Here is a 5648-nt window from a genome sequence, read left to right as displayed (position 1 = left end):
GGCTGGAAACGGCCGTTGCTGATCACCACCAATTCCCTGGTTCGCAGCGGGCTGGCCGCGCGCGTCGAGGCGCTGCTCGGTGAGCGCTGTGCCGGCCGGGTGGCCGACATCGCGGCCCATTCGCCGGTCACGGCAGTGGCCCGCCTGGTTGCCGACTTTCGCAGCAGCGGCGCGGACGGCGTGATCGCACTGGGGGGCGGCTCGGTGATCGATGCCACCAAGGGCATGCTCGTGGCGCTCGGCGCCGGGCTGGCGCCCGAGTCGATCACCGGCGAGACCCTGGTCAAGGCCAACGGTGGCGGCACCAGCGCCTGGGGCACGGATTTCGCACGGCCGCGGATGATCGCGGTGCCCACCACCTTGTCTGCCGCGGAGTTCACCTCCTTTGGCGGCGTGACCGACACCACCATCGGCCGCAAGCTGATGGTCAGCCACCCCTTGTCGGTGCCCGTGGTGGTGATCCAGGATCCGGCCTGCACGCTCGACACCCCGGCCGAGTTGCTGCTCTCGACGGCTGCCCGGTCGGTGGATCACTCGGTGGAAGGTTTCTGCGCCACCAATGCCTCGCCGATCAGCGATGCCACCGCGATCGAGGCCGCGCGCCGGATGTGGTCGGCCCTGCCGCGCATGCATGCCGACCCCGCCGACCTTCAGGCCCGCGCCGATGCGCAGGCCGCGGCGTGGCTCTCGATCCAGGGGCGTGGCGGCGGTGTGTTCCATGGTGCCAGCCACGGCATCGGCTATCTGCTGGGTGGCGGCTTCAATGTCCCGCACGGCCTGACCTCGTGCGTGATGCTGCCGGCGGTGCTGCGCTGGAATCGGCCGGTGAACGAGGCCCGGCAGCAGGCGTTCTGCGCCCGGGTGGGCCTGGATGCCTCCGTGCCGCTGGCCGATCATGTCGAGCGGCTCTTTGCGGGGGCCGGCCTGGCCACCCGCCTGTCGCAGGTGGGCGTGGGCCCCGATCGGTTCGAGCGCCTGGCGGCGATGTACGACGGCACCGGTCCGATCGCGACCAACCCGCGGCCGGTGACCGGCCAGCGCGACCTTCTGGAGATCATCGCGCTGGCCGCCTGAGCGTCAGGTGCGCCTCGTGAGGGGCGGCGCCCCCCGGTGCATGGCCGGCCGGGCGCCGCAGACCGGAATCAGCGATTGCCGGAGATCGGCTCGCCGAAGTTGACCCACTTCTGACCGTCGAAGCGCGACATCACCACGGTCGACAGCGGGCCGTAGTCGTTGGGCTGGGTGCTGATCAGCAGTCCCGGCAGCGGGCCATCGACCTTCAGGTCCTTCAGGTTGGCCGCGATCTTCAGCAGGTTCTCGCGGGTGAGGTTGTCGCCGGCCTGGCGCAGCACATGCGCCATGGTCTGCGCGGCCGCATAGGCCTGCAGGTTCAGCGGATCGCCGATGTCGCCGTTCGGGTAGTACTTGCGCATGAAGGCCTTGTAGTTGACGAGCGCTGGATCGGCGTCCCACTGCTTGTCGGTCGGATCCTTCATGTACTGGGTGGTGATCAGGCCGGTGGCCCGGTCAAGCCCCGCCGGTTGCAGCACGGAACCGATGGTGGTGGACACCGTGGTGATGTACTGGACCGGCTTCCAGCCGGATTCGGCCACGCGCCGGATGGCCTGCGCCGCGAACTTCGGTGAGGCAGCGTTGATCAGCACATCGGCGCCGGAGGCCTTCAGGCTGAGCACCTGGGTGTCGACGGTGGCGTCGGTCACCTCGTAGGAGATCTCGGCGACGATCATCGCCTTGGCCTTGTCGCCGAGCCGCTCGCGCAAGCCGCGGACATAGTCCTTGCCGAAGTCGTCGTTCTGGAAAAGGATGCCGATCTTCGCATTCGGCTTCGTGCGCAGGATGTGTTCGGCGAACACCCGGCCCTCGAGCGGATAGGTGGGGGCCCAGCCCATGGTCCAGGGGAAGTTCTTCGGGTCGTTCCACTTGCCGGCACCGGTATTGATGAACAGGTGCGGCACTTTCTTCTGGTTGAGGTAGCCGTGGATGGCCGAGTTGGTGGGCGTGCCCACGCTGCCGGTGATCAGCAGCACCTCTTCCTGCTCGACGAGCCGGCGGGTGGACTCGAGGGTCTTGGCCGGGCTGTAGCCATCGTCGAGGCTGATGATGTTGATCTTGCGGCCGTTGATCCCGCCGTTGTCGTTGAGCATCTTGAAGTACGCGACCTGCGTGCGGCCGAGGGACCCGTAGGCCGACGCGGGACCGCTGTAGGGCATGGTCTGGCCGATGCGGATCTCGGTGTCGCTGGCCCCGGTGTCGTACTTCTTCTGGGCCAGGGCCGACCCCGCCAGAGCAAGGCTGACGCTGGCGGCCAGCGTGGTGAGCAATCGTTTCATGGTGTCTCCTGAGGAAATGCCGGATAGGCCACGGGGGCCTGGATGTCGCGCGCCAGCCGGGCCGGGCAGCACGCAGGCGCGATCATGGCAACAATCGCTCGTGGCTGTCGGCGGCCACCGGAAATTTCGGAGCAGTGTCTTCGCGACCCCGAGCTCGGGCATCATCGCGGCGATGAGCGAATCCCAGTCAATGCCGGTGCCGGGGTCCTTCCTGGCCCTCTACGAGCGACCAGGCCGCGGCCTCAGCGCGCCCATGCGCGAGATCGCGGAGCGCCATGAATTCTGCGAGGACCTCGCCGGCATGATGCGCGAGCCCGCCCGCACCCTGCTGCTCGAGCTGGGCATCACCGAGGAGGATGTGCTCGAGCGCTGCCATCGGGGGCTGCGTGAGCCCGACGCCGGTCTGTCGGTCGCTGAAGCCGAGTGGGTGGTGAGACGGCTGGCCGAGCTGCTCGCCTGATCAGGGTCGACTCCCCGCCCATCGCGCCAGCTGCTCGGCGCTGGGCATGCCGTCAACGAACACCGGCGCCCCCCGGTCCGCAGGCAGCAGGGCCACGTGCGGCACGAGGCCGCGCCAGCGCGGATTCACCGCGTGCCGCAGCGCCGCTTCATCACCGCGCAGCAGCAGCATCCGGTCGGCCTCGTGCAGGGTCGGTCGTGAGGCATGGGTCTCGCCATCGATCATCACCACGACCAGCCGGGCCGGTGGCGAGAGGCTGCGGGTATGCCCGGCCAGCGCCGTGACGATGGCCGGGCAGGTGCCGCACCAGCTCGCCGTGAACACCACGATCGATGGCCGCGGCAGCGACCGCAGCAGCGCCGGCCAGCCCGAGGGCGCAAGGGGCTCCCATCGTGCAGCCGCGCAGGGCGCAGGGCGGGTGAGTGCGGCGCAGACCAGCGCCGCCATCGCAACAAGGCGGGCACGCCGCGCGGGCAGCCAGGACCCGGGTCGGGTGTCGCGCAGACGATGTTCAGGGCGGCAGCAGGGTTTCAATGCGGATCTCCCGGGCAGTGCGCCAGACCACCACCCAGCGCTCCCCAAGGCGGGCCAGCCGGGGGTGGTCGTTGGACAGGGGGGTGTCGGCCAGCTCGCGCAGCGTGAAGCGTCTGCCGCCATCGCTGGATTCCCAGGCGCGAAGGCGGGTACGGCGGCCGTCGAAGCTGCGCCAGACCACCGCCACCCGCGTTCCGATGGCGGCCACATCGGCGTGCTCGGCCATTGCGTCGGGCAGGGCGATCGGCGGGCCGGCGGGCGCGCCGCGTGCATCCAGTCGGCCCAGCCACGTGGACTGTGTGCCGTCGCGCTCGGCGAACCAGACCGCGTGATAGCCGCCGCCCTGCGCGGGCGCCAGACCGGGGCCGTGATGCGGGCAGGCCTGCAGCCGCCAGCGATCCAGGCTGGCCCTCACCGGCGAGGCAGGCACGGCATCCGGCCCGTCGGCGCGGGTGCGCAGGAAGGCGTGGTCGCGCTCGCTGCCCGGAAAGACATGCCGCCACAGCGCGGCCACGCCGTCCTCGCCTTCCGGCAGCAGCGCGATGCGGCAGCACTCGCAGCTGCCGGCGGCCACCGGCTGGTCCGCGCCGAAGCGGTCCGAGCCCCGCAGCCGCACGGCACGATAGACCGACGCCCCGGCTTGGCCTGCGGTGACCTGATCGCGCTTGTCGATCCACCAGACATGCAGGTTGCCCTGCGCGTCGAAGGCGATCGACTCGAACCGGTGGGCGATCGGTTGCCGGTCCTGATGGACGGTGATCGGCTCGGACCAGCTGCGACCGCCATCGATGGACTCGATCAGCCGGACCTCGCCGGTGTAGGCGCGCCCGAGAGGCCGGTTGTAGGCGAGCACCAGCCGGCCCTCGGGCCCGACGGCCAGCTTGGGCCGGCTCTCGCCGTCGGCCGCCACGACATCGTTGCCGATGTCGGGCAGCACGTCGGGCGACCAGCGCCGGCCGAGGTCGTCGGTGCTGCGCACGAACAGCCGGCCGCGCTCGTCAAGGCCGGTCACCCAGAGACGGCCCTCGGCCGAACCGGCGGCGCCCACGGCCAGCGCGGCGCGCGCCCGGGCGGGGGCGTGCTGGGCGGATGCCGGCGCAGCCGTGAGCGCGCCCAGCACGACGAGCGCCATCATGGCTGCCCCGAATCGTCGGCCCGTTCCTGGGCGTGCCGGTGCAGGACGCCTCATCACACCGGCGGACGCCGCGCCGCAAGCCGCCTGGCTGTCGGTCGGGCTCACCAGCGCAGCTCCGCGCCGGCGTAGAGCGTGCGCGGCAGGCCGGGCGAGTAAACCGGCGTGTTCGACGACACCTGCGCGCTGTCGGCGAAACGGCGATCGCCGAGGTTGATGACGCGCAGGAAGGCGGTGATGTCGTTGCCCACCGGCCAGGCGAGCCGCACATGGGCCAGGTTGTGTCCCGGGTAGCGTGGGTAGGCCGACGCGTTGGAGGCCTCCAGCCACCAGCTGCCCAGGTGCACCCATTCCAGCTGTACCAGCGCGCCGGGCTGCGGCGTCCAGTTCAGGCGCGCGCTGGCGATGGTGCGCGGGGCGGCCTCCATCTGCTTGCCGCTGAAGTCGGCCGTGGCCGTCACCCAGTCGACATAGCGATGGCGCGCCACCGAGAAGGCACCGTCGATCCGCAGCGTCGGGGTGACGCGTCCGGCCAGACCGAACTCCACGCCCTGATGCCGGGTCTTGCCGGCATTGACCGGCACCGAGAGGTTGGTGGCGAGGTCACGCTGGCTGACCAGGTCATCGCGCTTGACGAGGTCGTAGACGACCACCGAACCCTCCACGCTGCCCACCCGGCCGCGCAGGCCAAGCTCGAACTGCTCGGCCTGGATGGGCTTGAGCGCCAGCGCGAGTCGGGCCCGGTTGACGGCATCGGCGGCATTGCCTGCCACCGAGGGGCGGAAGATCTGGCCCTCGGAGGGCGCGCGAAAGCCGGTGGTGTAGGACGCCCAGGCACTGGCCTGCGGTGCGATCGCCCAGGTGGCGCCGAGCTTGGGGCTGAGACGCTCGTAGCTCACCGAGGTATTGCCGACCTGCCCATACCAGTTGGCGCTGGCGCCATCCTTCACCGGAGCACTGCCCAGATGGTTGGTGTTGCTGTAGCTCAGGCGGTCATGCCGAAGGCCCGCGCTCACCCGCAGCTGCGGCACTGGCGAGAACTCCGTGTGCAGGTAGGGAGACACCGCCTGATGGTTCACGGTGTAGTCGAACACTCGCGTGCCGATGCTGTAGGCGGTGTAGACCCGGCTTGCGCCACTGCCGGTGGCGGTGACATTGAGACGGTTCTCCA

Annotated in this window: 6 protein-coding genes; 2 read left to right on the top strand and 4 right to left on the bottom strand. The window is 70.4% G+C overall.

Features of this window, described 5'->3' with window-relative positions; genetic code table 11:
• Positions 1–1074: iron-containing alcohol dehydrogenase (locus tag AC2H6A_RS17485; RefSeq protein ID WP_484274999.1), on the top strand; the 1074-nt coding region annotated here is incomplete at its 5' end.
• A gap of 68 nt (positions 1075–1142) precedes the next feature.
• On the opposite strand, the gene AC2H6A_RS17480 is transcribed toward AC2H6A_RS17485, so the two are convergent.
• Positions 1143–2351 carry an ABC transporter substrate-binding protein gene (locus tag AC2H6A_RS17480; RefSeq protein ID WP_484274998.1) on the bottom strand — a complete coding sequence of 403 codons (1209 nt, stop codon included), beginning with the start codon at positions 2349–2351 and terminating at the stop codon, positions 1143–1145.
• Between the two features lie 172 nt (positions 2352–2523).
• Here AC2H6A_RS17480 and AC2H6A_RS17475 point away from each other — a divergent pair, with 172 nt between their 5' ends.
• Positions 2524–2811 (top strand): ATPase with chaperone activity, encoded by a 288-nt coding sequence (locus AC2H6A_RS17475; RefSeq protein WP_484274997.1) that lies wholly within the window; start codon positions 2524–2526, stop codon positions 2809–2811.
• On the opposite strand, the gene AC2H6A_RS17470 is transcribed toward AC2H6A_RS17475, so the two are convergent.
• From AC2H6A_RS17470 to AC2H6A_RS17460, 3 genes are all read right to left on the bottom strand, one after another.
• Positions 2812–3345, bottom strand: coding sequence for a hypothetical protein (locus AC2H6A_RS17470; protein ID WP_484274996.1), 534 nt, complete (start codon positions 3343–3345; stop codon positions 2812–2814).
• Complete coding sequence (locus AC2H6A_RS17465) at positions 3323–4480, bottom strand: hypothetical protein (RefSeq protein ID WP_484274995.1); 1158 nt, start codon at positions 4478–4480, stop codon at positions 3323–3325. Before AC2H6A_RS17465 ends, AC2H6A_RS17470 begins: the two co-directional genes overlap by 23 nt.
• Positions 4481–4581: 101 nt before the next feature.
• The coding region (locus tag AC2H6A_RS17460) for a TonB-dependent receptor (RefSeq protein ID WP_484274994.1) at positions 4582–5648 on the bottom strand (1067 nt) is incomplete at its 5' end.

The sequence above is a fragment of the Quisquiliibacterium sp. genome (genome assembly GCF_982640115.1).
This window is presented reverse-complemented; position numbering and strand designations above follow the sequence as displayed.